Origin of the sequence: Luminiphilus sp. nBUS_07 (assembly GCF_051201685.1) — a bacterium.
Lineage (GTDB): Bacteria > Pseudomonadota > Gammaproteobacteria > Pseudomonadales > Halieaceae > Luminiphilus.
Genome location: NZ_CP179213.1, coordinates 2,585,250 through 2,610,897 on the forward strand (window position 1 = coordinate 2,585,250; position 25,648 = coordinate 2,610,897).

Annotated in this window: 25 protein-coding genes and 1 riboswitch; of the genes, 6 read left to right on the top strand and 19 right to left on the bottom strand. The window is 52.1% G+C overall.

Annotated elements, in window-relative coordinates:
- Positions 1-145 precede the first annotated feature (145 nt).
- The 13 genes from ACMAZB_RS11515 to ACMAZB_RS11575 form a co-directional block, all read right to left on the bottom strand.
- Positions 146-880: a type II secretion system protein N gene (locus ACMAZB_RS11515; RefSeq protein WP_435217321.1), complete on the bottom strand. Its 735-nt coding sequence runs from the start codon at positions 878-880 to the stop codon at positions 146-148.
- A 2-nt stretch (positions 881-882) separates the two neighbouring features.
- Entirely contained in the window at positions 883-1,359 is a 477-nt protein-coding gene (gspM, locus tag ACMAZB_RS11520; RefSeq protein WP_435217322.1) for a type II secretion system protein GspM, read from the bottom strand.
- Positions 1,356-2,516 carry a type II secretion system protein GspL gene (gene gspL / locus ACMAZB_RS11525; RefSeq protein ID WP_435217323.1) on the bottom strand — a complete coding sequence of 387 codons (1,161 nt, stop codon included), beginning with the start codon at positions 2,514-2,516 and terminating at the stop codon, positions 1,356-1,358. The genes gspM and gspL overlap by 4 nt, the downstream gene beginning before the upstream one ends.
- Before the next feature lie 78 nt (positions 2,517-2,594).
- A complete protein-coding gene (gspK, locus tag ACMAZB_RS11530) occupies positions 2,595-3,674 on the bottom strand; it encodes a type II secretion system minor pseudopilin GspK (RefSeq protein ID WP_435217324.1) in 1,080 nt (359 codons plus the stop codon).
- The gene (gspJ, locus tag ACMAZB_RS11535) at positions 3,655-4,302 is read right to left on the bottom strand and encodes a type II secretion system minor pseudopilin GspJ (protein ID WP_435217326.1); all 648 of its coding nucleotides are present in this window, start codon (positions 4,300-4,302) and stop codon (positions 3,655-3,657) included. Before gspJ ends, gspK begins: the two co-directional genes overlap by 20 nt.
- Positions 4,299-4,700 (bottom strand): type II secretion system minor pseudopilin GspI, encoded by a 402-nt coding sequence (gene gspI / locus ACMAZB_RS11540; RefSeq protein WP_435217328.1) that lies wholly within the window; start codon positions 4,698-4,700, stop codon positions 4,299-4,301. The genes gspJ and gspI overlap by 4 nt, the downstream gene beginning before the upstream one ends.
- Positions 4,684-5,244 (bottom strand): prepilin-type N-terminal cleavage/methylation domain-containing protein, encoded by a 561-nt coding sequence (locus ACMAZB_RS11545; protein WP_435217329.1) that lies wholly within the window; start codon positions 5,242-5,244, stop codon positions 4,684-4,686. The genes gspI and ACMAZB_RS11545 overlap by 17 nt, the downstream gene beginning before the upstream one ends.
- A gap of 37 nt (positions 5,245-5,281) precedes the next feature.
- Positions 5,282-5,713 carry a type II secretion system major pseudopilin GspG gene (gspG, locus tag ACMAZB_RS11550; RefSeq protein ID WP_435212013.1) on the bottom strand — a complete coding sequence of 144 codons (432 nt, stop codon included), beginning with the start codon at positions 5,711-5,713 and terminating at the stop codon, positions 5,282-5,284.
- Positions 5,714-5,717: 4 nt separating this feature from the next.
- The gene (gene gspF / locus ACMAZB_RS11555; protein WP_435217331.1) at positions 5,718-6,938 is read right to left on the bottom strand and encodes a type II secretion system inner membrane protein GspF; all 1,221 of its coding nucleotides are present in this window, start codon (positions 6,936-6,938) and stop codon (positions 5,718-5,720) included.
- Between the two features lie 15 nt (positions 6,939-6,953).
- Positions 6,954-8,480, bottom strand: a complete 1,527-nt coding sequence (gspE, locus tag ACMAZB_RS11560) for a type II secretion system ATPase GspE (RefSeq protein ID WP_435220079.1) — start codon at positions 8,478-8,480, stop codon at positions 6,954-6,956.
- 31 nt (positions 8,481-8,511) lie between these two features.
- Positions 8,512-10,494 carry a type II secretion system secretin GspD gene (gene gspD / locus ACMAZB_RS11565; protein ID WP_435217333.1) on the bottom strand — a complete coding sequence of 661 codons (1,983 nt, stop codon included), beginning with the start codon at positions 10,492-10,494 and terminating at the stop codon, positions 8,512-8,514.
- A 102-nt stretch (positions 10,495-10,596) separates the two neighbouring features.
- Positions 10,597-11,613 (bottom strand): type II secretion system protein GspC, encoded by a 1,017-nt coding sequence (gene gspC / locus ACMAZB_RS11570; RefSeq protein ID WP_435217334.1) that lies wholly within the window; start codon positions 11,611-11,613, stop codon positions 10,597-10,599.
- A gap of 174 nt (positions 11,614-11,787) precedes the next feature.
- Positions 11,788-12,930 (bottom strand): GGDEF domain-containing protein, encoded by a 1,143-nt coding sequence (locus ACMAZB_RS11575; RefSeq protein WP_435217336.1) that lies wholly within the window; start codon positions 12,928-12,930, stop codon positions 11,788-11,790.
- Positions 12,931-12,987: 57 nt separating this feature from the next.
- Positions 12,988-13,093, top strand: a riboswitch (TPP riboswitch).
- 47 nt (positions 13,094-13,140) lie between these two features.
- Here ACMAZB_RS11575 and ACMAZB_RS11580 point away from each other — a divergent pair.
- The 5 genes from ACMAZB_RS11580 to ACMAZB_RS11600 all read left to right on the top strand — a co-directional run bounded on the left by ACMAZB_RS11580 (position 13,141) and on the right by ACMAZB_RS11600 (position 17,830).
- Positions 13,141-15,231, top strand: a complete 2,091-nt coding sequence (locus tag ACMAZB_RS11580; RefSeq protein ID WP_435217337.1) for a TonB-dependent receptor — start codon at positions 13,141-13,143, stop codon at positions 15,229-15,231.
- Positions 15,232-15,255: 24 nt separating this feature from the next.
- A complete protein-coding gene (locus tag ACMAZB_RS11585) occupies positions 15,256-15,519 on the top strand; it encodes a thiamine-binding protein (protein ID WP_435217339.1) in 264 nt (87 codons plus the stop codon).
- A 3-nt stretch (positions 15,520-15,522) separates the two neighbouring features.
- A complete protein-coding gene (gene pnuC / locus ACMAZB_RS11590; RefSeq protein WP_435217341.1) occupies positions 15,523-16,092 on the top strand; it encodes a nicotinamide riboside transporter PnuC in 570 nt (189 codons plus the stop codon).
- A gap of 95 nt (positions 16,093-16,187) precedes the next feature.
- Complete coding sequence (locus ACMAZB_RS11595) at positions 16,188-16,934, top strand: phosphotransferase (protein ID WP_435217342.1); 747 nt, start codon at positions 16,188-16,190, stop codon at positions 16,932-16,934.
- Complete coding sequence (locus ACMAZB_RS11600; RefSeq protein WP_435217344.1) at positions 16,931-17,830, top strand: ketopantoate reductase family protein; 900 nt, start codon at positions 16,931-16,933, stop codon at positions 17,828-17,830. Before ACMAZB_RS11595 ends, ACMAZB_RS11600 begins: the two co-directional genes overlap by 4 nt.
- On the opposite strand, the gene ACMAZB_RS11605 is transcribed toward ACMAZB_RS11600, so the two are convergent.
- The 4 genes from ACMAZB_RS11605 to ampD form a co-directional block, all read right to left on the bottom strand.
- Positions 17,796-19,181 (bottom strand): serine/threonine protein kinase, encoded by a 1,386-nt coding sequence (locus tag ACMAZB_RS11605; protein WP_435217346.1) that lies wholly within the window; start codon positions 19,179-19,181, stop codon positions 17,796-17,798. The genes ACMAZB_RS11600 and ACMAZB_RS11605 overlap by 35 nt on opposite strands.
- Complete coding sequence (locus ACMAZB_RS11610; protein WP_435217348.1) at positions 19,174-20,712, bottom strand: sigma 54-interacting transcriptional regulator; 1,539 nt, start codon at positions 20,710-20,712, stop codon at positions 19,174-19,176. The genes ACMAZB_RS11605 and ACMAZB_RS11610 overlap by 8 nt, the downstream gene beginning before the upstream one ends.
- 93 nt (positions 20,713-20,805) lie before the next feature.
- The gene (locus ACMAZB_RS11615; RefSeq protein ID WP_435217350.1) at positions 20,806-21,612 is read right to left on the bottom strand and encodes a hypothetical protein; all 807 of its coding nucleotides are present in this window, start codon (positions 21,610-21,612) and stop codon (positions 20,806-20,808) included.
- Positions 21,613-21,698: 86 nt separating this feature from the next.
- Positions 21,699-22,265: a 1,6-anhydro-N-acetylmuramyl-L-alanine amidase AmpD gene (ampD, locus tag ACMAZB_RS11620; protein ID WP_435217352.1), complete on the bottom strand. Its 567-nt coding sequence runs from the start codon at positions 22,263-22,265 to the stop codon at positions 21,699-21,701.
- 60 nt (positions 22,266-22,325) lie between these two features.
- Between ampD and nadC the strand changes: the two genes are divergently transcribed.
- Positions 22,326-23,156 (top strand): carboxylating nicotinate-nucleotide diphosphorylase, encoded by an 831-nt coding sequence (gene nadC / locus ACMAZB_RS11625; RefSeq protein WP_435217354.1) that lies wholly within the window; start codon positions 22,326-22,328, stop codon positions 23,154-23,156.
- A 99-nt stretch (positions 23,157-23,255) separates the two neighbouring features.
- On the opposite strand, the gene rraA is transcribed toward nadC, so the two are convergent.
- Entirely contained in the window at positions 23,256-23,753 is a 498-nt protein-coding gene (gene rraA, locus ACMAZB_RS11630) for a ribonuclease E activity regulator RraA (protein WP_435217356.1), read from the bottom strand.
- 9 nt (positions 23,754-23,762) lie between these two features.
- On the bottom strand, positions 23,763-25,526 hold the full coding sequence (locus ACMAZB_RS11635) for an acyl-CoA dehydrogenase (RefSeq protein WP_435217358.1): 1,764 nt from the start codon (positions 25,524-25,526) through the stop codon (positions 23,763-23,765).
- Between the last annotated feature and the right edge of the window lie 122 nt (positions 25,527-25,648).

Genomic DNA, 25,648 nt, shown 5'->3' on the forward strand with positions numbered 1-25,648 from the left:
AGAGTCGCCGCGGCCTTTTCAACAGCACCACCGACTCCCGCCGTCTTCATCATGCCCGCTGACGGAGACACCCACATCAATGACCGACAGGCTTTAAAGTCCAACGAGTGACGTCCCACTAGGGTAACCCACAAAGCCCTGCACCCTACAAACGACCTTCTATCACCATATCAAATCCGGTGGCCGATGGGACCGCCAATAATTGAAGTGCATTGGCTAATTCTGGATCTCTTGTTGCAGGCCCTGACAGATCGAGGTCTATTTTATAGTTGCTTGCTGCGACCACAACATCTCCCGCCGCAATAAGCGCTCCTGACAGAGTCGTGACGCGCCCCTGCAAAGCATCCTTGTTGTCTGACACCACCAGTTGGTAATCACCCAAAGGCACGTCACCAGCTGCTGCAGCCCAAACAGCACCCTCCCAAACAAGTTCTCCTTCAAGTGATAGGACCTGATTTGAGGCTATCGCTATTTCAGAAAAGTCAGCAATCACGCGCCCACCAATATAAAGAGGCAAAAACTGACGAACCAAGCCACTGTCAAAGCTAGCGTAGAAATCTCTTACTACAACGGTGCCCGCTAGCTTCCTTGTTACTGCACCGGCCAGTTGCTGCCCTCCCCAATCCACGCTTATCGTGATCGTAGGCTGTAACAGCACGAGAGACAGCGGCGACAAATGCCAACTCACCCGTCCAAGAATCAAGCTCCCCCCGTCCAACTTAAAAACTCCCCGGGCGGCCTTACCTGTCCAAAGCGAGCCTGAAACAGCATCGAGCGCCAACCGTTCAGGCAGCAATACCCCTACTAACCTTGCAGGTGCTAGTCCCACAAAAAAGCAAATCAACAAACCCAGCAAGATCAGGGTGGTGCGCCGGGTCACCTTCACCTCGGATCAGCAACGCGGATTGTTGCATTGACGCCACCCGAGCCGCTGCTTCGCACGATTGCCGCATCGATGACCAACAACCCCTCGGTGATCTCTAACCGATACAACCACTTCGCCAGCGCATCATATTCTATTGACTCAAAGCGCACCTGCACCTCGCCACGGCTGTTAGGTTGAAGCCGCCTAACGACGAGTCCCTCGAGCTTGCTGATTCGACTGATCGCAGCTGTGAGGCTGCTTCGATCAGATGACTCCGTCGCAGAGCGCAGGGCGATAAGGCGAGTCGCTTTCGCATCAACACGAGTGAGAACCTCGGAAGCCAATTCATTGTTGCGTGCCATCTGCTGTTTTGCGGCAGACGCCGGCAACATGATCAACTGCACGATCAGCCAAACACCGACGGCAAAAACCATCAATAGCAAATAGAGTTGCTCACGCCGGGGTCGGTCGGTGAACCAGTCACGCACGATCATAACGTTACCCTGAGGCGCGCTCTTACCTGCACCCCCCGTTGTGAGGATGTTTCTAAGATTGCTTCCATACCGCCGGCAGCAAAACGTTCTCGAAGAGCCTCAATTTCGTCATAGGTAGGCGCCAGCAAATCTAGCCTGACCTCACCCGTGTTGTCGCTATAATTGATATTGCTGAGCGTCAGTTCGCCGCCCACAGAAATGGCTCTGCCTATACGATCAAGAACGCGGGTAAACATCAGTCCTTTGGCACCCACCGCGTATTCAGCAATCTGACGATCTAATTGCTTTTCAGCGTCGACCAAAGCCCCTTGCGGGTTCGCCTTGCGATAGCTTGCCTCAATAGCGGTACGCAATGCGATATTGCTTTCTTTTAACCGCCAGTATTGCGCCATGTCACTTGCAACCTGCAACACAACGGCGACAAGCAGCGCAATCGTCAGCGGTTTCCATTTTTGCCACCAACGCCTCAAAGGTAGGCTCGGTGCAAATACACCTTGGCGCATGTCTATGAAGCCTTGGGCGCTATCGACCAGCATCAAAGCAGTACCAAAATCTCCCTGGCGCCACTGCGCACGTTCCTGCAATAGGTTGGGCAGGAGCGCTAAATCTCTTTCCTGGTCGCCGCCATATACGATCACAGCCTCGGGTGGCGCAGGCAAAGCATCCATCAACGGCGCCAGCAGATCGGATTCTACCCTTGCCCCTTGGTGTTCACCCCACCGAAGGAGCACAGAGTGCGCCTCTACTACTGCGCAGACTTCACCGGGCTGCCAAGGCAACAACAGCGCCTCGTGAAAAAAGGGGCCCTCAAATTGATCGCCCAGCTGCTCCAGCCAAAAAGTCATTTCAGCATGTGAGGCCAGTGCCACTAAATAATGGCTGTCATCAATGGGCGCATAGGAAAAATGCATCGATTCGACCGGGTCGATCACCTCATCTTCCAGCATAAAAGGTAACGACTTTTTGAGATGGCGGTGTTCATCTGACCGGACTTCTATTTGCGTCAATCGGGCCCGATCTGCTGGCACAGCAAAAATACAATTGGCCCTCAGGCCTTCTGCTACCTCATCGATGCTTACCGGCTTTTGACCAGCACGCCAAATCTGCACACCCTGCGCATCAAGTCTTAGAACACCTGGATTTTCAGACGCCGTCATTCTGGTCGAACCTTTTCCTTATCGACGTGGGTTCGTCGTAGCCTTGACGGAAAGCAACCTTTGAGACCTCTGTGCTAATCAAAGCTCGCCCTGACTTCGGTAACGGGAAAAAACTGACCCACGCTCCCGCTCCAAAACACTGTACAAGCGTAGCTCTCTCTCGGCAATCTCCACAGAGGCTGAGAGTAGAAACCAGTCACTGCGCTCACCAAGGAAGGCAGCTAAGTCATCACCTCCTGGCCCTGAAAAAAGTGCGTCCTCCAGCAACGTCTCTACCGAAAAAATAAAACCCTCGGCCCTAGCTTCCACAAGACGCAGCCCCTCCTCTTTAGGGAGCGGTTCAAGCAAATCATCAACAGGCAAGCTGCGTAGCACGGTAGCTGATGCGGTTAAAACGTTGAGGACACTGCCCTCTTTAGGCCACACAGTTACGAAGGGGGCAAGCGCTGCGTAAATTTCAGGCGTGACTCCCGCGACACTACGAAGCTCACTGACACTCGCCAAAGGCTGTCCCGCAGTTCGGTACGATGGAGTTTGACGTTCGTACACGCCATCCTCGGCACCGTTGAGCAGCGGCTGGGTGTCTGAATCTAAAAAGTCTACGACCGATTGCATAATACTAATTGCTTGCTGCCGATCGATTTGAACATCTTCAAGCGCCCTCAAGAGGCGGATGAATTGTCGCTGCGGCTGGCTGTATTGAGGTGTGGAAAGAGTACCAGTGGAACCTGCTCCCCCAACTTCCGCCGACTCTGTCGAGGAATCATCGTTTGAGCGATTATCAGCGTTACCCGACGCGACCAAGCCATTCAGATTAAAGCGACCCTGTAGATCCTCAAGACTGCCAAGTAACCACCCCCCCTCGGCTAATGGATAAGGTTGTGCATCACTTGCCCATAGCTCAGTCAAATCATCTACCGGTCTATCTTGACCCGAATCTGAGGTTGCATCTAACTGCAGTGCGACAGCACTCAGCGCCTCGGCACCAAGAAGATAGGACCATCCTTGGTCTGCGACAAAAATGTTGGTGCCCCGCTGCAGCTGCAGCGTAAACTCTCGCTGCAACCCGACAATGAGTGCCGATGCGAGAGCAAACACCAACAGCGCCACGATTAGCGCCGCTCCGCCTTGCTGGGTTTTACAGGGGGGGCAGCACATAAAATCGCTCAATTTGACCCCAATCCATAAGTTCCAGTCGGATCATTAATGCGGCAGGAAGTTGAATCACCGTATTCGGTTGAGAAACGTCGGCTAGCCAGTTTTCAAGCCATAGGCGACGGTCTAGATCAATTCCCCTATTGATGCGTAGGGCACTGATGTCATCAAGAAATAGCAGATCAAAGTTCTCTACGCCTTCGAGCAATGTGACCTCACGAGGCTCTGAGGAACTTGATCGATCAAGCACCGACCAACTTGCTCGAATCAGCCGATCCTCCTCCAGATAATAGGCAACGCGCTGTAGCGTAGACCGTGGAAGGTCGACCGAATTGTGCCAGCCTGCTCGCGTCAGCGCCAACATCTGCCTCGCCAAGGGCCCACCCTCCAAAGCAGACTCCCTGCCGCCGAATTCATCCACGATAGGACGGTTGACGACTTGACGAATATCCCTTGCAAGCACCTGAAAAGCTCGATTCATTGTGTTTATCTTTTCAGCTTCCAATCGCACCGAGTCAACACCAGCGATCACCGTGGACAAACTCACGTACGCTAGCACCGCAATAACAGCGGTAATCGCCATGGCAACCAAGACTTCAATCAGCGTAAATCCGCGTTGACAGTTCCTCACGGACGACCACCTGACACTAGAAATGCGGTTAAGGTATGCAGCGGCTGTGTCCTGTCCTCTTCAATAGAAACTTTGACATCGATGCGTATAAAGCCCGGAATCTCAGTCGTCTGTTGCTCGATCCACCAATACCAGTCGCGCTCTGCCACGCGAGTCTCCCCCAACAACTCCCCCTTGGGGAGGGCGCCCTGTTTCGCAGCGACTAATCGCAACTCAGCTAACCGATCTGTTGCGACCCAATTTGCAATACTCCGATTCCGCAGATACTCCGTACCATCGAGTTGCTGGAAAAGTGCAAACAGCAGTGCCGGAACTGCAACTGCAACAATCGCAAGGGCCACCATAACCTCGACTAAAGTGAAGCCGCTGTGCCCCCCCAGTTTACCGTTGTTCAGCATTCAGCTTCTCACCTGATGGCAACAAATTGAAATCACCGAAAAAACTCCATTCAAGGCTAAAAACTAACTCACGGGTATCTCTAGTCATCCACTCGAGCCGCCCCTCTGTGACCTCACCACCGGCAAAAAATACAATCTGTGGTGAGGGTCGCAGGTCGGGATCACGTTCGCCAATTTCAACGTTTGGGTACTCTGCCAAGGTCAACCACAGCTCGGTGTTTTCATCGAAAACAAAGGGCGCCAAAAGCTCACGGCCGCCTCGGGGCTCGGCCCACCCCTGATCGTAACGGCGCAACCAATAACCCGTGGTCTTCTCAACCCCGCCTAGGGACTTCTGCTCCAGGTATAAACCATGATCTGCCCCGGACATCTCCGCTTCTGTTTGCACATAATTCATCAGTGCCAGCAGATGTTTGGCATCCTCCTCCAATGCTATGGCTCCACCGCCACGACCGACATTGAGGCTCACCACAGACGTCAGCAGAACGATCACCAACAGAGCAATCAGTAGTTCAATTAAGCTAAAGCCCTGTCCAGCAAGCAAACTACGACCATGGAGGTTCGGCTGGCATTTTTTCAATTTAGCGTTGCTCCGAGCTCCAGTTGCCCAAATCGGCACTCTGAGCCTCGCCTCCGGGCAAGCCGTCGGCTCCGTAGCTAAAAATGTCAACCTCACCATTCTCACCCGGGAACAGATAGAGGTAATTGCGCCCCCATGGATCGACGGGAATTTCCTGTAAATACCCACCTGCTTTAAAATTGCGCGGCTCAGGTGTCAGGGTAGAGGGTTCTACCAGGGCCATCAGGCCTTGCTCGGTAGTCGGGTAGACGTAATTATCCAAGCGATAGATTTTTAAAGCCGTCTCTATCGCTTTAAAGTCTGCTTGTACCTTTTGAATTCGGGCGTCGTCTGCACTGTTGAGCACTGTCGGCGCGACCACGCTTATAAGTAATCCCATGATCACCAAGACGACCAGAATTTCTATTAGGGAAAATCCCTCCTGATGTTTCATCGAATTACCTCACCATTGTGTTCAGATCGAATATCGGCAGCAATATGGCCAAAACAATAAGCAGTACCACGCCACCCATCAATATCACCATCAGTGGTTCAAACAAACCCATAACAGTGCCCAACGTCATCTCCAATTCGCGTTCTTGGTTAATTGCTGAGCGTTCCAACATAACCTCAAGCTCTCCAGATACCTCCCCAGAGGCCACCATATGAACCATCATTGGCGGGAAAAACGCTCTTTGAGATAAGGCTTTGTTCAAGCTGGACCCTTCTTGCACGTTATCAGCCACTTTGGTGGCAGCCTGTTGCAACTCTCGATTGCTCATGACAGAACCGGCGATATGGAGTGCATCGAGCAGAGGTACACCACTGGCCATTAAAATACTGAGCGTCGACGAAAAGCGAGCTGTATCAATACCGGTCAACACCCTGCCGATGCCGGGTACTCGCAGCAAAAACTGATGCCACGCTAGTTGTCGCCGTGGCTCTTGCAAGAGGCGTCGAAGACCAATGCCACTTAAAACAAAACCTACTAGCAAATAAGCACCCCAGTTGCGCAAGAAATCACTGGTTGCGATAAGACCGACGGTTAAAGGCGGCAGCTCTTTCTTCGTGTGCGTGAAGATACTGACTAATTCGGGCACGACAAAAACCATAAGTGCAGCAACCACGCTCACCGCAACACCCATTAAAACGAAAGGATAAATAAGCGCTAATTTAAGCTTCTGCGCAGTAAGTTGTCGGTTCTCGGTATACGCTGCGAGCTGCTCTAAGACAGGCGCCAACTGCCCCGCCTGCTCCCCGGCATGCACCATAGCGCGATACATTTCGCCAAAGGCTTGGGGGTACTGGGCCATGCCGCTTGCCAAAGTGTAGCCCTCAGAAACACGAGACCGAACCTCCAAGAGAATCGACTTTATACTTGGCTTGCGTGTTTGTTCCGCGGCAGCCTGCAAGCATTCATCTAACGGCAAAGCCGATGCCACCAGTGTTGCAAGTTGACGCGTTACTAGCGCCAGTTCACTCCCAGACAAGCCAGATTTTAAAAAAACGAAGCGCGATCGGGGCCCCTTAGCCACCTTCATCTCTACACCGAGAACTTCAACGGGCCGCAATTGCTGAGCCCGCAGCTGCGCCCGCAGATGACGCTCTGAATCGGCCTCAAGAACACCCTTGATTAAACGGCCCTCAAGATTCAAAGCTTTGTAGCGAAAGGCACTCATTTCAATGGCCTGACTTCACTGAACCGAGGTAACCCGCAAAACTTCCTCGAGACAGGTCTCACCGGCAATAATCCGACGACGGCCATCGGCGTCAATGCCTTGATAATTCTTTCGCGCCTGCGCCAGCATCGCCTGTTCACTGGCACCATCATGGATCATCTCTCGTAACATTTCGTCGATTTCGATCAGTTCATAAATCCCGGTACGTCCGCGATATCCCGTCTCGTTACAGCTGGGACAGCCCGCGGCCCGATACAAAACGACATTGTTGGTATCGCTTAACTCTAGTAGTTGGCACTCGAGAGAGTTGGGGCGATAGGCTTCTCGGCACTCGATACAAAGAAGACGTACCAACCGCTGAGCCATTACTCCAAGCAACGAGGAAGACAGCAAAAACGGCTCTACACCCATATCTTGGAGGCGTGTTACCGCTCCTATAGCCGTATTTGTGTGTAGTGTGGACATAACGAGATGCCCCGTTAATGACGCTTGCACGGCTATTTCAGCCGTCTCAATATCGCGAATTTCCCCTACCATCACCACGTCAGGGTCCTGGCGTAAAATCGCTCGCAGCCCTCTGGCAAAAGTCATATCTACTTTGGTGTTGACCTGTGTCTGGCCTACCCCGGGCAACATATATTCAATGGGGTCCTCAATGGTCAGTATATTTCTCGAGCTTTGGTTAATCGAAGACAAACCCGCGTAGAGCGTTGTTGTTTTGCCTGATCCCGTAGGGCCAGTCACTAAAATTATGCCATGGGGGCGCGCCAAAATTTGGCGATAAGCTTTATCAACCTGCTCATTCATATTGAGCTGGGCCAGCTCCAGCTGTCCCGCTTGTTTATCGAGCAAACGCAACACCACCCGCTCTCCGTGAGCCGATGGCATTGTGGACATACGAATGTCGACCGCATGACCCGCGATACGAATAGAAATTCTCCCGTCTTGAGGGATACGTTTTTCTGCGATGTCCAGCTTTGCCATCACCTTAAGGCGAGAAACCAGCAGCGGCGCCAACATACGCTTAGGTGACAAAATTTCTTTTAGAACACCATCGATGCGATACCGCACACTCAACCGGTCTTCAAACGTTTCAATATGGATATCAGACGCTTGATCCTTCACCGCTTGAGATAACACCGCATTGATCAAACGAATAATCGGAGCGTCGTCCTCAGCATCCATAAGATCGCCAAGGTCAGGAATCTCATCAACGAGGCGCGCAAGATCCACGTCAGCACCAATGTCCTCAGCCATTTGCGCGGCTTCGTTTTGGGTCCGTTGATAGGCCAACGTGAGTTTTCGTTGGAACGACTCACTGTCGATAGCCTGCAACTTAAATCCGACGCCGACGAATCGACGAATCTCCAACAGCACCTCAAGACTTACTGGATCAGTGTGTAACAGTAAGCAGGCGTCATCAGCCCATTCAACAAGGACTGCATTAGCCTTGGCAAAACTAAAGGGCAAACCCACTGAACCCCGTGGTTTATCCACCGGCTGAACGCTGGCAGACAATACCGCGAGATTCGAATCACCCATCGCGAGCGACTGACTCTCTGTCACTGCCCCTCTACCTTATCTGCCCTGGGGGGACGTCCTCAGCGGGCACCTCTGGCAATTGCCGTACCTGTGCCTCCCACTCGGGCAGCACCGGCAAATTGCCGTCGTCTAGGAACATAATACCGCGCGCGCGCCTTTCAGCCTGTTGATCGCGAATGTAACGGTATTTTTCAGCGGTAGCGCCTCGTAAAGAGGCATCGTCCCTGACTATCGTCGGACGAATAAAGACCAATAGGTTGGACTTCGTGACAGAGACCACGTCGTTTCTAAATAAGCGGCCTAACAGCGGAATATCTTGAAGAAACGGCACACCTTGCTGGCTGTCTTGTACGTCATCCTTGACCAACCCCCCAAGTACAACGACATCACCATCTTGCGCCAATACTTTGGTCTCAATCTTGCGTTCATTGGTAATCACATCTGCTGCAGCCAAAAGTTGCTGACTGATACTGGAGACTTCCTGAACAATATCGAGCACTACTGAGTCACCTTCGTTGACCTGCGGCGTCACCTTCAGGGTAATACCCACATTCTCTCGCTCAATGGTCTGAAAGGGATTCTGGACATTACTCGCGCCTCCCGTATTGCTGTAAGACCCAGTTACGAAGGGAACATTCTGACCCACGGTAATGTAGGCTTCCTGATTATCTAAGGTCAGCAAACTGGGTGTTGAGAGAATGTTGGCGTTCCCCTGCGTCTCCAAAGCATTCAAGATGACCGACATTGATAGGTCGTCACCGACGACCCCCCACCCCAATGTCGTTCCAGGCACCTGAGATAACGCGCCTGCTAAATCTCTGACACCGATATCCGAATTATTGCCATCCTCGCCAATGAGCGCATTTCCAATTGCCGCATTGCGTTGTTGCTGCGCAGTGCTGGTACTGACATTGCTACCAAACGCTCCACTATCATCAGCAAAAATCCACTGTAAACCCAACTCTTGACCTTCAGTAACCTCCATCTCAACAATAATCGCTTCAACCAGCACTTGAGCACGACGAATATCAAGCCTCGCGATAACGGCCTCAAGAGAGGCCATTTCATCAGGGTCTGCGGTAATAATGAGCGCGTTGGTGCCCTCATCAGCTTCGATGGTTGAGTTGGTGCCTGCGGTCTGTTTACGATCACCCCCCGTACCGAGTCGACTCATGTTTTGCATGACGCGAGTGAGGACCTCAGCTACCTCGACCGCGTCGGCATATTCTAAGTAAACGACCTTAACGTTACCGCTTTGCTCTAACGGCGTATCGAGGTAGGTCACCAGCTCCCGAATTCGCTGAGAATTTAGTTCATCTGCCGTAACCACAACGCTATTAGTTCGTTTATCTGCCACCAGAGTAACTTCATCACTGCTCTCCGCACCGTCACCACGGGATTGCTTTTCCAGCGTTTGAAGCATTTGCACAACATCTTCCGCTACGGCATATCGAAGCTTCACCACCTGCGTGCTTTGGATAGCAGAGCGATCCATACGATCAATAATTTCAACAATGCGACGAATGTTAGAAGAAATGTCCGAAATAATAATGGCATTGCTTGGTGCGTAGGCCGCCATATGGGCCTGTTGTGGCACAAGTGGTCGCAACACGGGGATCAACTTCGCCGCGGAAATATTCTCGAGCCGAATTACTTGCGTAACGTACTCGTCGCTGGTGCTGACCTCGCCTGCAGGAGGAACCTCCACCGGTGATGACCGTGCATCTTTATTAGGGACGACACGTATGACGTTACCTGTTCTAACAGCCGTATAACCTTGCACATCCAGAATCGACAGGAATAAGTCATACAGTTCACTCTTATCGACCGGTCGTGAGGACACGACCTTGATTTTCCCTTGGACACCGGGATCAACCACGATAGTTGCACCAGTGACATCAGCGACGAATTTAATTAGCTCTTGTATGTCGGTATCTTGAAGGTTGACGGTGTATTCTTGCGCGGAAACCGATTGCACACTGGCAAACATTACCGTGGCCAGCACTAGTATCATTGACGCAAAAAATCGCCTAGCCGAACTCCGCAATCGTGTAGCTCCTGCTTGATAGCAGTTGGACGGCTCTGCCTGTGTTAATGCAATACTACCCATTACTGCTTAGCCCCCGGCCGGCAAACTAACTGTGAGCGTGAGAGGTACACTGTCACGCTCAATATCAAAAATAATTTCTTGTGCATCACGCATCAATCCATACAGGCGAGCTCCGTTCGAGGCATCAAGCAACGAAAGCCCATTTACACCAATGATCACATCATTAGGTTCAAAGCCAATCGCCTTAAAATCATCAATGTTTTTGGCAGGTGTCACTCTATAACCACGCAGCCCCTCCTCCCCATGCACAGGTTGGACAGTGAGCAAATCTGATACCGACTGCGGCGTCTCATAAAACTTTCTCCGATATTCAGCAGCAATTTTAGGACCAAGCTCGGACGCTCCTGACGCTTTGACCGGTACTACCTTCGTATTGGGCACGCTGGGCTGACGGTCGGCCGCTGTTGGCCTCGGCTTCTCGTTAGGGACAAAAAGAGACGCTGAATCTTCGAATAATTCTAGCAGTTCGTAAGTCCCATTGTTATCCAATACCACGCGAGTCGGTAAGACCTTTGCCAGTCGCACTCGTGTTCCAATAGGAAGTTCATCCCCCACCGAAAAAGTCACCTGCCTGCCTTTGACCTCAATGACTGCCGTACCGGCGTCGGGCTCGCTTCCCGCTAAAGTGCCCACGAGTTGTAGATCCAACTGAGTATCTCGGGCCCCCTTCTCGATACCGTCAGGCACATCGCTGGGCTGCAAATCAAGCTCTTCAATGCCACTCTCATCGACCGACACACCAAACAACCCCAGATTGAGCATGTCATCGAGTACTACATTGTTACCTCCCGCCCGCGCGGTTACGAGCATGGGCGGGTTGACGACAATAGCAGGCATCGGGGAAATTTTTGTGGTGGGCCAAAGTGCCCAAGCAAGTGCAGAAACACTAAAAGCAGACCAAATCAAAACCGAAAAAAGCACAATTGACTGCAATTGCGCCGGTGGCCTCATCGAAGTCAGGCGCAGCTTAAGGCTCACTATCTGAGCTTTTAGTCCACTAATTTGCTGGTAAGGTTTATTCACGGTACCCAATGCAACTCCATAAAGGCCAACACCCCTCGAGGCCCCAGAAGAACTCAACGGCCCTTAAGGTTAAGCTAAAGCCTGGCCCAACTAAACTAGCGGTGCTATGCCTACCCTGTAAAAAATACGCTCAGCACATTTCGCCTCGAAGACCGATGTGGCTCCAGTAATCGCCTATTGAAGCTGTGCTGCCTTGGTAATCTGAACTTCACCTGAAATATTACAAGTGCTGGCCTGCAACACTGAATCAAGCATCATCCCCGATAGTTCGGAGATCGCTCGCCCGGGATATTCCTTTGGGTTGACAGAGGCCCAACTAACATTAGGTCTAATTTCAATTGCCCCGCCTGCTCCATCATCCAGCAAGTCGCGACTCAGCTCTTCTTGATAACGAGCACCAATTGCCTCAATGGAATTTGGATGAGCTTCTGTCACGACAACTCCAAAGCACATGGCGTCAACGCGCCCCACAGCATCGGTGGCGCGCAGCCCACCCGCAATTTTATGTGCCACCTCACTCAACAACCGCCCCTGAATATGCTGTTGCGATAAGTTTGCCATTCCCTCCAGACCGCACAATCTAATAGACACCAACGCGACGTGACGTCCCGCCCTACGGGCACGACCAATCTCGCGATCGAGATCTCGAGTAAACCCCTCTCTGTTCGCAACCCGAGTCAGAGGATCAACCAGCATGAGCTCAGACGTCAGCTGAGCGCCGGTCGATAAACGCAGGGCAACGGGCACCAAACCCATAAAATCAAAAAGTAATTCAAGATCCCCTCCATGACTGATCAGGTCCAGACGGGGGGATTTAAAATGCAGACTGCCCACAATGTGACCCTGCTCGACAGCGGGCACAGCAAAGATATTATTTCGAGTTGTGCTGCTGGCTAACATTCCGAGGTCGATCGTTTCATGCTCAGCAACACGGCGCGGCGCAACTTGGTCGTTATAAATGGATGTAATCCTTGTCGAATCAGGGGTCAGCATGAGTAACCCGTTCAATTCAGGCGTATCACCGAGCGTGTTTCCCAACATGCCCACGGGATCATGTAACCAAAATTCAATCTGCTCACAGCCCAAAATTCGTCGAATTCCAGAAAAAAATATTTCGAGCAAGACCGCGGGGCGATCTGACTCAAGCATGTCGCTTTGAAGCGAAGTCAGCGCACGAGCTAGATAACGACTTACTTCGATATGTTCATCCAAACCCACGGGCATGGGAGTCTGTACGGGTAGGCCAGGGGTAATCTCCTCTACCGAATAACCGGTACTACCTCCGCCACCGCTGTTACCGCTCCCTCGCTCACTCATAGGCTGCCTCGAGTTTCTGTCGCTTTTGTGATTACTCTCTTTGTTCCCTATACTGCCACTCAACCTGCGGGGTGGCTAGCGCCTGAGATGCCGAAAATCATTCGGTGAACCCGTCGAACCTGAACCGGATAACGCCGGCGTAGGAACAGGCTTCGTAACTTAGCAGTGATGTTGTGAGTTTGTTCTGTCCCGGATAAGCGAGTACTAGGGATGTCGACCTTCTCATTAACAGCCGGCCAACTTATGGCGGTGCCCATCGCTCTCACGCTGCTGACCAGTATGCCAAGCGGCGCCGCGTCTGCAGACCTCGAAGAGGTTTTGGTCTCTGCCACGCTCAGACCTGCCCATGGAGAGCAGCGCTCAATCACCATTTTTGACCAAGCGCGGATCGAGGCTCGATCTGCCCAGCACTTGGAAGACGTTTTATCTGCGGCCCCCAACGTCAACAGTGCCAGTGGTGCTTCCCGTGGGCGCTTCATACAAATTCGGGGGGTCGGAGAGCGGAGTCAATTTGTTGAGCCGGTTAATGCCTCCGTCGCCATGTTGCTGGACGGCATAGACCTTACTGGACTAGGTGCTGCAGCCACGACATGGGACATCCAACAAATTGAAATTCTCCGAGGGCCCCAGGGCACTTTGCTGGGAGCCAATGCGCTGGCCGGTCTCATAAGCCTCAATACAACTTCTGCGTTCACCAAAGGGTTGAAGATCGCTATGGGGGTTGAGAATAACGGAGGTCGCAGATTTGCAGCTGCTGGTGGGGCTAATCTCACCAGTACCACCTCGGGGAGACTGGCCCTGGAGCAATACCGTGCTGATGGCGCTATGACGAATACTTTTTTGAATCGAACAGATACCCAAGGTAAAGACGAAGTTACCTTTCGAGGTGGCCTGGCTTGGCAGGGGATCAGCCAGACCGTGGAAGCCAACTGGCACTTTATTGATATCGATAATGGCTATGACGCATTTTCACTGGACAATAATCGCAAAACATTGTCAGACGAACCAGGGCGTGACGCACTGCTGACCCATGCGGGTAGATTGAAGTGGAGCGTGCAGGGGACGGTAAATCTAACGACACAGTTGAGCGTTGCCCAGACTGATACAGAATACGCCTACGACGAGGATTGGGCCTACGTTGGTATTGCACCTGCCCTTGAGTACAGCTCCTTCGATAGCTACTTGCGTGATCGAAATATGCAAAGCTTGGAGATTAGAGCAGACAGCGATCAGCAACACTGGCGTTGGGTTGTAGGTGGCTTCCTCAAGCAGGAGGAGGAAACACTTCGACGCCGATATACTTACTTAGAAAATGACTTCAGCAGTGCACTCGATATCGACACTGGTGCGATATTTGGACAGGTTGATATTAATCTTTCGAAGACCGTTACCGCTTATTTAGGCGGGCGAGTAGAACAGCGCAAAGCTGACTACGCTGATAATGCTGGCGTCAACAGCGCCCTAACAGACAACCTTTGGAGTGGCCGCATTGGCGTTGACTGGGCGCCCTCTGACCAACAAAACCTTTACCTCAGTATCAGCCGGGGGGTCCGCGCAGGGGGACCAAACAGCACGCTGTTATCCAACCTACCTTCGCTGCACTCCAGCACGAATACCCCACTGAGCAACCTTGGCCAGTTTGAAGAGGAATCTCTTATCAATACCGAGGTGGGTTGGCGATGGCAGAACGTCAATGGCACCTTACAAAGCGCGCTGACCTTATTTTCGATGGAACGGCAAGATCAGCAGGTAAAGCAGTCTTTAACCATCGCTCGGGAAGACGGCAGCACGCAGTTTATTGAATATACCGATAATGCCGCGAAAGGACATAACCGCGGCATCGAGTGGCAGGGAGCTTGGACTCTGGGTCCTGAGCTGCAAATTTCGACATCCTTTGGCTTCTTGAAAGCGCGGTTTGACAAATATTTCACTGCGACCGGGCAGGACCTCTCTGGTCGAGCCCAGCCACAGGCGCCCGAGTGGATGGGCAGTGTTCGCATCAAATGGAACTTAGCCGAACACTGGTTAGCAGGGGCCGAGGTAACCGCGATGGACAGCTATTTCTTTTCTGACCGACATTCAGCCCGCTCTCCCGCACGGCAGATAGCAAACGCGCACATTGACTGGACATGGCAGAGCTGGCGCGTTTCGATATGGGGACGTAATTTATTTGATGAAACGTATTACACTCGCGGTTTCGGTAGCTTTGGCAATGACCCTCGCAAAGGGTACGTGCTGGAGCCTTATTATCAGTTTGGCGAACCTCGAACCTTTGGCATTACCCTGAACTACCAGCGCTAAAACTTCTACAGGACACCAGCCGCTATGGAACTATCTGCTGAACTGAGTTTGTACCCGCTAACAGGCGACGTGGACACTTCGGTGTTAGCGTTTATCGACGACCTCCATGATTCAGGCCAGATCTCAGTAGTCACCAATACCATGAGCACGCAAATTTCCGGAGAATGGGATGCCGTAATGAGTGCCGTAAATATCGCTCTAAAGCGCAGTAGCGAGCGGCTAGGTCGCCAAGTTTTGGTGGTGAAATATTTACCAAGCCACAGAATCGAGATTGGCGCGGAAGGTTAAATAATGAGCTGGGATGAACCCCTCGCCGTTGCCTTAGCCCTCGCGTATGTCGTTTTTGCCATCAAGGAAAAGCGCATTGCCTGGATTTTTGCGGCCACGAGCGCCGCACTGTATCTGCGGATATTTTTTTTGGTGGGGCTGGTTATGGAGGCCAGCCTGCAAGTGTTTTACATACTCATGGCGGTTTACGGGTGGATAGCTTGGGGGCGAGATCACAGTAAGGTTCAGCTGCCTATACAGCGCTGGCCCGCTCGCTTGCACGTAATGCTGTTGGGGGGAGTGCTTATTTTGGGTACTGCTCTGGGGCTTTTAATGAGCCAGTTGACTGATGCCAGCCTACCCATTGCAGATAGCATAACGACCCTTGCGGCGCTTTTAGCCACTTGGATGGTTGCCCGAAAAGTGCTGGAAAACTGGCTTTGGTGGATTGGAATTGATGTAATTTCGATTGTGTTGTTCTTAAATCGTGGCCTGGATCTGACCGCACTGTTATTTGCTGGCTACGTCGTATTGGCCACTGCCGGCTGGCTCAGTTGGAGACAACATTACCGGGCTCAAGCTCAGTGCGAGTAGTGTCGGAAGCGCTTTTGCAAAAGCATGCGCTGGCAGAATTCAGAGCATGGTCTACGAAATCGCCTCTAAGCACTGAACCTCGGGTCACCCAATTAATGAACCAAGGTTCTGGACATACCACTATGCTTGTGTCGGCTGACAGCGATACAGGTCATGATTCTTTCGTCCTGCGCTATCGCACCCACCAATCAACGTCGCTGGGCCTTTCCTTTAAACAGGAAGTCGCCTGCATGGGATTAGCCCAGGCACAGGGCTTAGCACCTGAGATTGTATGGCTGGATGAAGAGTGCCAGTCTATGGTGATAGAGTTCCTGCAAGAACCTGGCTCTATCTCCCAAGTGGAGCTGGCAAACCTCACCAAATCAATTCATCGCTTACCCCCTGAGATGCCAACTTTAAACCTTCAGCATCAAATTGAGCATTACTGGCAGATTGCCTATGAACGAGGCAACAGTGCGTCGAATTTGGTAAGCCCATGTGAGCCCGCACTGGGCGCCGCCATAAAAGCCCTTGAAGCTGAATTACCTGTGACCTGTCACAACGACTTAACCCCACCCAACATCCGGCGCAGAAATCGCGATATTGTCGCTATTGACTGGGAATATGCTGCCACTGGAAGTCCACATTTTGAGGTTGCTACACTGTGCGCCGGGTGGCCCTCCATGAATACGCAGTCATTAGCCTTGGCAATCCTTGGGGACCGCTTTTCCAAACCGCTGCTACATATTGCGACTCATCTGTATGCTGCCCTGAACTGGAATTGGCACTTGGCGGCTGGTGAGACCTTCGAGGGTGAGCAGTCGCCAAAAACACTTATTCAGCGTCTGGCCGCAAACCTATGAAACCCCGTTGCCACATCGTGGGCCCCGGTGCTCTGGGCGGGCTGTTTGCTTTTCGGTTAACCGCAGCAGGTTTTCACGTGTCCTTAATCGGACAGCATCCAGCAACACAACAACAAAAGCTGACCTTACTCACACCACAAGGGCAACAGACTCTAGAGTTTCCCTATGAAAGTTCGAATACCAAAAGCCCCATTAGCCTGCTGTGGGTCACCACAAAATCCTTTGCGGCGTTAAATGCGGTAACAAGCCTTAGTCACAGATTTACTTCAGAAACTGTCATTGTCACCTTGGGGAATGGCATGGGCTATCACAACGCCTTATCCACTCTTGTCTCAGGGCGACTTGTTGCCGGATCAACGACCGCCGGATGCAGCTCACCCAGCACCCAAACGCGGAAACTAGCCGGTGAAGGTAAGACTCGATTAGGTTGGTGGGCTGGCGCTGAAACGGCTCCCGATTGGTTTGCAAACATCAAAGATACCCCTTGGTGCAGTGACTGGGAGTCAAATATAGAGCAAGCTTTACTCGAGAAGTTGGCCATAAACTGCGTCATCAATCCGATGACCGCGTTACTAAACATTCCAAATGGTCAACTTCTCGATAGCACGCACCAACATACAGTAGCTACAGCCATTGAAGAAGTGGCCGCCATTTTCAATAGGTTGGGGCACACTGATATTGCTAAAAACCTCCCACACAGAGTGGGCCATGTCATCTCAGATACCGCCCAGAATTCTTCTTCGATGCGAACTGACCGACAGCGCCAGGCGACGACGGAGCATGAGGAAATACTGGGCTACCTACTGGAGAGGTCTAGCGGCCTTAAAGAAAAACCATTAACTCCGCTGCTTTGCAGCTGGCTCAGCGCGCTTCGACAGCCCTACCCAAATCAATAATCACTGACTCCCAGACTTCAGGTTGTGCAGTGGCCGTAAAGCTTTGTTGGTGGGGGTGGCTGATACCGTTGACTTGATGGTCCAACGATAAGACACAGGTGTAATGGTCACAATCGAGCGCTGCAATCAGGGGCTGGCTTGCCATTGAAGGGCGGATTTTTTTTCTTAACATCAGCTCCAATCGCCCTACAAGCCAGTTGTGACTGAAACCCGATGGCAGGGTCGTATTGGCTGCAACCTTGACAGAATCCAAAGTCAAAAGAGGCATTCGAGAAACATTCAGATAGCCGGCGTAGCCGAGGAATGTGATTAACAAGAACAGCGCGAATAACTTGCTTAAACTAAATGCGCGAGAAAAAAACCCTTGCCACAGTTTGCCCAACGAATGATTTGAGCCCGCAGCGTTCGACTGATTCGGTCCGCACTCCACTGCGTCAGTCTGCCTAGCCCACCCTTGCTCTTCGACAGCTAGGCATCGCACATCGGCGACATGGGCACCCAAAACACTACGAATTTCTGGAGGCAGTAAGCGTACCTGCCAACGCATGCCTTCGATTAATCTCTCTAAGACACCAAAACTTTTTTCGCTCCCATCAGTCAGTACTTTCGCCGTATCCCAGAGAAGATTTGCACACGCCGAACACGCTTCGGGCTTTTTTGCCCTTGCTACGACCGTTCGACCGTCGGAGTCACAAATAGTCATCGGCAGCTCTGCAGACAGCAGCCAGTAAAGCACGCACCCTGCGGCGTATTGATCATCATAAAACTGTAACGTTTTTGCCGCAGAATCTGTGCTTCGAACAAACCCTAGATTCCCAAGGGTTGTCCTCGGAGTACCGTTGGCAACGCTGCTACTGAAGTCAATCAACCGGGTTTTACCTTGCTCGTTGATCAAAATATTACTGGGCGTCAAATCTCCGTGAACCAAACCTACGCTCTGAAGGGCGTTTAATGCGCCGATCAGGTCCAAGGCAATAAGGAGCATATGGCTCTCTCCTAATTTTACTTTTTTATCCGCCTTCAGACGTTGCAGAGACGCCCCTTCAACAAACTCGAGCAATAGCCAAATAGCACTCTCAAAATGCTTAACGCTATAAATCTGCGGCACAACCTGTGTCATGGCTGCCACCTTGGCCTGGGCGGCAAATGTGGCCTCCAACCGATCTTTGGGGTTCTGACTCGTGGCTGACCCAGTTTTAAATCGCTTACTCACAAGCTTGCGATTTAACCTGGGATCAAGAGCTAGCCAGGTCATACCCTGCCCGCCGGAACCCAAGAAACCCAGATTTTCTAATGGTGGCGGCAAACTCACTGAGTCATAACCGCCAGTACTCGGGTTAGCCTCAAACATCTGTAGCGATCCCTAAACGACGAAGTCGCCGCCGCAGGGCATGATGAGAAATTTTCAGATCAAGCGCCGCGGCTTTGACCGAATTTACGCGCGCCATAACTTCGAGTATGTCAGTGTCTGCAAGGTCATCCACTAGGACAAAACTATCGTGCGCCTCCAGTCGGCGATAAAGCGCCGGCCTAGACAGCCCAAGAATTGCTGCCGTTGCAGCAATCTCATAGTGCTGCGCTCGATAAACCTCCTCTAGATGTTGATCAGATAGCGACTGGAATTCCTTGTTGCGGGGGCGCTCCTTCGCTTCAGTGCTCAGGGGCAAAAGGGAACCCTTATCTTGCGCTACTAGCATCACCGCATGCCTTAGCTCCCGGCTATTACCGGGCCAATCATGGGTCAACGCATCAAAGAAAAATCGCGCCCAATGGGCTGCTATCTCCGGAAAATCTGAGGATTTAGAGGGATTCAATGACTCAGAAACTTCGACATCTCGACCAAGCATAGCCATTGCCTGAGGTGCGATATCTTCGGGTCGCTGGCGCAGCGGCGGTATAACCAGTGTAAAGCCCGCGATACGATGATGAAGCGCTTTTCGAAAGCCATTTTCCTCCGAAGTAGGTTGGTCCGTTGCAGCAACAATGCGAACATTCACCGTCTGCATCAACCCGCCCAGAATTTGCACCTCGCCTTGCTCTAAAGCCCGCAGTAATTGCACCTGAATTGATATCGGCGCATCTGCAATTTCGTCTAAAAATAACGTGCTCTGATTGGCCCGCTGGAAAGCACCTTGACGGTCAATTGCGCCCGTATACGCGCCTCGAACACTGCCAAAAAGTTCTGCCGCCGCAAGATCTTGCGGAATTGCCGCCAGATTCATAACCACCAAAGAGTGCGAGGAGCGTGCGCTTAAGTTATGAACGGCCAGAGCAACCCTCTCTTTCCCAACACCAGACTCGCCCTGAATCAAAATAGGTAGTGTCGTTGGTGCCACCAGAGCAACCTGATGCCTAAGTCGCGCCATTTCAGGGGAAGCACCCGGCAACATTGTGTTTAGACGCTCTGGAGGTGATTTATCGTCGTCAGCGTGGCTGTGAATCAAGCGCAGCACTAAAACTATGCCGTGCGACAGCCTGAGCGGGACACCTCTAACAAGCGACTCGTGGTCGGCGATGAAGCCCGCATGCCCCCCCGCGCCAACTCGAACCTCAGCGTGCTCTGCAGATTCTATTCGTAGACTAAAACAACCCTCTGCGTGCTTTGGCCTCTTAGGCTTTAATCGACAAGCCAAGCGACTCACATGCTCATCTTCTAAATTACGCCGATCGCTAAATTGGGGGAAATATCGCCCTATCGACACCTCACTCGGAATAGTCTCCGGACGCTCAGCTTCCCAATCCCCTAAATTGGACCAGTGGCCAATACGCTGGAGATCCGGGTGAAACACTATGGTGAGGCGTAGCGATGACGAATGTGCCCCCTCGCGGAAATCTAACGTCCGAAGTGCGGGTTTCGTCACCACGTCCTTGGGCACAGCCATGACCACCTCCCGACCAACCCGATTAGGGCTGACTACGTAAGATCACAGTGGCCTAAGCGTTATTTTGTGGTTGCCCTCACAGCACCGCCAACATCAGGAGACAATCACCAAAACAGAAGCCACCACAACCCAAACTGCTAGAGCTCGTTTCAACAATTCTCGAACCTGCTCCACCTGTTGGCCCGGCGCCGCCTCCACTAGTGGGCACGCCACCTCAAACCCTTGCATCAATAGCTCATCGGTCTTGATATCAGCATCAAATGCTTTATTCCAAAATAGTGGCCGAAGACCCTCAAAGTTACCTATAGCGCCGAAGGTCAAGAGCATCACCCTAGAGGGAAGCCAGTCGAGTATGTGCAGCAAAGTGGCCAATGGAACTTTTCGGTCACCCACTCCCATCACGACCAATCGGTAACCAACAGCAAAGAATGGACCGAACAGTAAAAAGTAAAAGACTGGCGTAAACCAGCGTTGAAAACCCTCGTAGAGCAAAAAGCGGGAACCGTCGCGCTCGGCTGACTGTGCGTCATCTACTTCTGGAATGCGGTGACCCTCAGCTTCCAAGGTTAGCAGTGCCCCTTCAATATCTCCTGCTGCTACTCGGGCACGAAATCGATCAATGAGGGCAGGCCAATGGCGCCGCCCAAAGCTGAAAAACAATGCGGGCGTACCCAAAAGTAACACCGCTGCCGCACCAAAAATCTCCTCCGAAATGGCGTAAACCAATGTGAAGGCCGCGCAAGGCACCACAACCATTAGCACAAACCCCAACCAGAAATCTGGCTCTATGGCGTCTACGCGGCGCTGAAGGGCGTGATACCAATGATCATTATGCAGTGGCCCGCCCGATCCCATCGCGAGATACAGTCCGGTTGCGACCAGAAATGCCAAATAAATCATGGTTTGCGACTCTCCTTATAAACCGTCAAGCAATCACACGGCTGACATGAGTTACTTTCACGGTTGTGCGGCATTGAATAGCGGGCCTAATCACTACTCGCAAAATCCGCCAACCTTTGCCAATCAAAACACGCGCCCGGATCCGTCTTTCTACCCGGCGCAATATCACAGTGGCCCACAATATCACCGTGGGCAAGAGACGGGTGGTAGCACCTGAGCGCATCGATCAATTTCCGAAGCTGCGCATACTGAACTTCAGTGTAGGCCTGGTCGTCGGTACCCTCAAGCTCAATACCGATGGAGAAGTCGTTGCAATTGTCGCGGCCACACCAGTGAGACTCACCGGCATGCCACGCCCTGTCACTTGTCGCTACAAACTGTAAAATTTCGCCCAATCTGTTCAGCAAAAAATGTGCGGAGACGCGAAGATGAACGATACTTTGGAAATAGGGGTGCAATGAAGGATTTAGTGTATTGGTGAAAAGTGCTTCAATGTGTCGCTCCCCAAATTCTCCCGGAGGTAATGATATGTTGTGCACGACTATAAGCTTTGGGGCCTCTTGTTCGGGGCGGTCGTTGAAGTTGGGGGATGCAACTTTTCGAGCCCCGGAAAGCCACCCTTCAGAAATTGTCCAATAGTCAGCATCTGTCATCACGCCTGTATCTTATCTCATGGAAGCAGATCGCCCAAAAGACCAAACAACGGAGTCGTTATGTTAAGCCTGCAGTACATCCAGCAACTCGTAGACCTTGCGCTGGAAGAGGACATTGGTAGTGGTGATATCACCGCAGCGCTTGTTCAACCTGACAGCATCGCCCAAGCTTCGGTTGTGAGCCGCGAAGCCGGGGTGCTTTGTGGCAGTATTTTTGTCGATGCAGTTTTCGCAACGCTAGATCCCGACATAACCATAGAGTGGTTAAAATCTGACGGCAATTTGCTTGAGCCCAATGACACTTTGTTCAGCGTCAGCGGCAACGCACGAAAAATCCTCACGGGGGAACGGACAGCCCTCAATTTTTTACAGCTGCTCTCAGGCACCGCCTCGTTAGCGCAGCGCTTTGCCAACCACGTAGCGGGGACAGGTGTACGTCTTTTGGATACTCGAAAAACAGTGCCTGGGCTACGTTTAGCCCAAAAATACGCCGTTACCTGCGGGGGCTGCCATAACCATCGCATAGGCCTCTATGACGCTTTTTTAATCAAAGAAAATCACATCGAGGCCTGCGGCGGCATCGCCGCAGCAATCTCTGCAGCCAGACAATCGGCTCCAGGAAAAGTTGTGGAAATCGAGGTTGAGACCCTCGATGAACTGCAGTTGGCTCTAGGGGCAAAAGCAGATCGAATAATGCTCGATAACTTCAGCGAAGCGATGCTCAGGGATGCTGTCGCCGCCAACGCTGGGCAATCTGAATTGGAAGCCTCTGGCAACGTTGCGGAGCATAACCTCCGCTCTATCGCCGAAACCGGCGTCGACTTTATCTCTATTGGTGCCCTGACTAAACGTGTCGAGCCATTAGACCTTTCGATGCGATTGGAACACTAAAAACCCAAGCCACAGACTCTCATTAAAGCCTGCAATCCAGTGCAGCGCCGCGTTCTGTCCGACTCACTCAAGGGTTACTAGCGTGGCTGCGTCAACGCCCTACTCAGCGTGACTGTGGATAGCACGGGGGGCCACTAGAATTCCATTACGATCAGCATAGATCCAATGACCCGGAAGAACGCGCACGCCGCCCAAAGTCAGCGTGACGTCGCGATGTCCCTGCCCAAGCTTTTCTGTTTTCACCGGCACGGCGCCTAGTGCACAGACACCTAACAAAAGCGTATCGATAATTTCAATATCCCGAATTGCCCCTAACACCACAATCCCTGCCCAGTGATTGTCGATGGCTTTTTGCGCGAGGTTATCGCCCAGTAGCGACCGCCGCAATGATTGCTGTCCATCAACAACCAAAACACGACCCTCTCCCGGCTCGGAAACCGCTTCAGCGACCCGTGAATTATCTTCATGGCAGGAAACAGTGGCCGCAGGCCCCGAAAAACACTCGACCCGCCCAAAGCGCAAAAACTGAAAAGGCAGCACCTCGCACTCTGGGTGGGCGTCAGATAGGTCTGGCGTCGTAAAATTAGCAGGGTTCACTAAAAACGCTCATAGCCAATCGAGGGAAAAACTAGAGAGCGTTTCACCACCGTCTAAAATAGTGCCTGCATGGGCCTTACAGCGAGGAAGGATACGCGCGCCGTAAAAGGCTGCCGTCGCTATTTTGCGGCGACAAAAATCAGAATTTTCCTCCGCCGCAAGCTTGTCAGCAGCCACCAAAGCCGAGCGAGCTAACTGCCATCCGCCAAAGAGGTAACCTGTTTGCATAAGGTAGTCAAAAGCACCCCCAAACGCGTTAAATCGATCCGAGCTCATTTGGCCAAGCAGGTATTGCGTGGTTACGCGATGCTCCGTCAAAGTGCTGGCAAGTGCTTTACCCAATTCAATCAGCGCTGGGTGTGATGACTGAGCCAACTGGTCTGTTATCTCAGCTATTTCCCCATGCATCGCCTCCATTGCAGACCCACCATCGCGGGCCAACTTGCGATTGACCAAGTCTGCCGCCTGAATACCGTTGGTACCCTCGTAAATGGGCGTGATTCGAACATCACGCAAATACTGCGCTGCACCCGTCTCCTCAATAAAGCCCATTCCTCCGTGAACCTGTACACCCAATGAAGTCAGCTCTACCCCTATTTCCGTGCACCAACCCTTGATCACAGGAATCATCAGGTCAATGCGCTGGCGCTGTTCACCCTTCACACTGGGCTCTCCGTAATGCGCCAAGTCCATCGTGACGGCTTCGTTATAGGCGAGTGCTCGCATCGCCTCGATTAAAGCTCGCATTGTCATCAACATTCGCTTGACGTCTGCATGCTCGATGATGGGTACACCACCTTGAACTCTCTCGCGGGCGTAGGCGACCGCTTTTTGATAGGCGCCTTCAGATGCACCAACCCCCTGCAAACCAACTTTTAAACGGGCTTCGTTCATCATGGTAAACATGCATGCTAGCCCGTTGTTTTCTTCCCCCACGAGGTAGCCAATGGCGCCATCCTTGTCTCCGTAAGCCATAACGCAAGTTGGGCTGCCGTGAATACCCAACTTATGCTCAGTCGAAACAGGAAACGCATCGTTTCGCTCGCCTAAACTTCCATCAGCATTCACCAAAAATTTGGGAACCAGAAAAAGCGAAATCCCCTTACTGCCTTCCGGCGCATCAGGCAATCGGGCCAAGACGAGGTGCACAATATTTTCCGTTGCATCGTGGTCACCCCAGGTGATGTAAATTTTTTGGCCGAAAATCCGGTAGTGGTCACCGTTGCGTTCAGCTCGGGTTTTGACCGGCCCCAAATCAGACCCCGCACCCGATTCTGTAAGATTCATCGTTCCAGCCCACTCGCCACTGTTAATCTTCGCAAGGTAAACAGCTTTTAGGTCATCACTGGCATGCGCACTGATGGCTAGAGCTGCCCCCGAGCTCAGAAAAGGCTCCAAGGCAAAGGCCATGTCTGCACCATTCCAGATCTCTGATGCCGCCGTGCCATAAATTTCAGGTAAACCCTGTCCCCCAGCTTCTGCATCAGCCGAAATACCGACCCAGCCCCCTGCTCCCAGCTCGCGTATGGCATCGCCATACCCAGGTGGAATGCTGACTTTGCCATCGGCACAGGTCACGGGATGGGTATCCCCCACCCGGCGCAGTGGCGCAACGACATCGCTTCCCAGCTTGCCAGCCTCCTCGAGCAAAGCCGACGTTAGATCTGAGCCCACGCCCAAATCGGCAAAGCGCTCGAGTGAACCAAGCTTCTCAGCAACATTGATGACGTCGTCAATAAGGAATTGCATATCGGTAAGCGGTGCGGTGTACATGAAAACTCCGTTCGTTGGTGACTGCGCTCACATTGCTAATTACTAGTTAAAAGCGTTCTGCAAAGCGACTTGTTATGATTGGTTGTCCGGGTGGTGCTGTAGTGCCTTATCTGCACGAGAAA